Annotated in this window: 2 protein-coding genes; one reads left to right on the plus strand and one right to left on the minus strand. The window is 39.5% G+C overall.

Annotated features, from left to right (window positions below; translation table 11 throughout):
* Positions 1–520, minus strand: a 520-nt coding sequence (locus tag R7Q38_RS23920) for a transporter substrate-binding domain-containing protein (protein ID WP_318114540.1), incomplete at its 3' end; no start/stop codon positions are given.
* Between the two features lie 475 nt (positions 521–995).
* On the opposite strand from R7Q38_RS23920, the gene R7Q38_RS23925 reads away from it, so the two are divergent.
* Positions 996–1,228: PAS domain S-box protein (locus tag R7Q38_RS23925; protein WP_318114542.1), on the plus strand; the 233-nt coding region annotated here is incomplete at its 3' end.

Below are 1,228 nucleotides of genomic sequence, written 5' to 3' on the forward strand. Positions count from 1 at the left end.
CCACTAGCGACGCTCTAGGGTAGTTGGCACGCACAAATTCCGCTTCATAGCTGCCTTTTACCAAGCCAATAGGAAGCTCTACCTCTCCAGTAAGCACGCCCTTAATATCAACGGCTAGCATATCTTTATTGACGTACAACTTGGTTTGAATAGGCATGATAACCGCACCAAAATCAAGGTACTTATCGCGAGCCTCAGAGTAAATCAGACCAGCGTGAACATCCGCACGCCCCTCCTTAACTGCACGCAAAGACTCTTCCCAATCGAGCAGCAGGAACTCAACACGAACGTGATTTCTTTCGGCATACTCTCGCCAGAAGTCAATCAGAATGCCTTTGGGTTCACCATCTTGTGAGACATATGAGAACGGCTTCCAAGCCTTAGAATTGGTGACAATCAATGTATCGACTTTAGTTTGGTGAGCGAAACTGTACGAACACATGGCAAGCCATAGTAATAACAACGAAGTACACGCCCTGGTGCACTTGTAACCATAAGTACTAAAACTTGTTGATGCCATACCCACTACTCACCAGTCTTTTTTTGAAAACAATGTCTGCTGTTTGATTCGAATAAAGATATAGCAGACCTATCAATAACGAAATGAGATGCTTATTGATATGAATCTAAATTAGTACTTTTTAATACAAATTTGGTACTTTTTTGTTATTCTTACTTTGAATACGAAGTCACTAATTTGTTTATGTGCACTTCATTAATAAGCTCAATTGAACAATTTCTTAAAAAGAAATTTTCTATACATCTTCTGAAGAAGTGACCTTCCACCCCTTTGTTTTGCATACAGTTATTTCCCAAACGCGAATCAAAGCCATCAAACATTCGCCAAAAACGCGACAAAATTGACTCTGCTGCCATTTGCTTTATGCACATGTACGCCTAAATTTACATACTGACAACTTTATTTACAAATACTTACATCGAACAAATAGCGAAAACTAAATTCTTGAAAAGCTCATTTAGAAAAGGAATTCAAAATGTTTGGCTTGCGAACTCGAAACCAAGAAGCAGAAAGTGAATACACCCGCTTCATCAAAGGCTTATCCGATAGTATGGCAATGATTGAGTTTGATACGAGAGGCATCATTCTCAATGCGAATGATTTATTTCTTTCTTGTGTTGGATACACACGAGAAGCGATTGTTGGAAAACATCATTCGATTTTCTGTGACCGAGGCTATGTTCAGTCCCCTCGATACCAACAATTTTG

Origin of the sequence: Vibrio sp. Vb0598 (assembly GCF_033338935.1) — a bacterium.
Taxonomy (GTDB): domain Bacteria; phylum Pseudomonadota; class Gammaproteobacteria; order Enterobacterales; family Vibrionaceae; genus Vibrio; species Vibrio alginolyticus.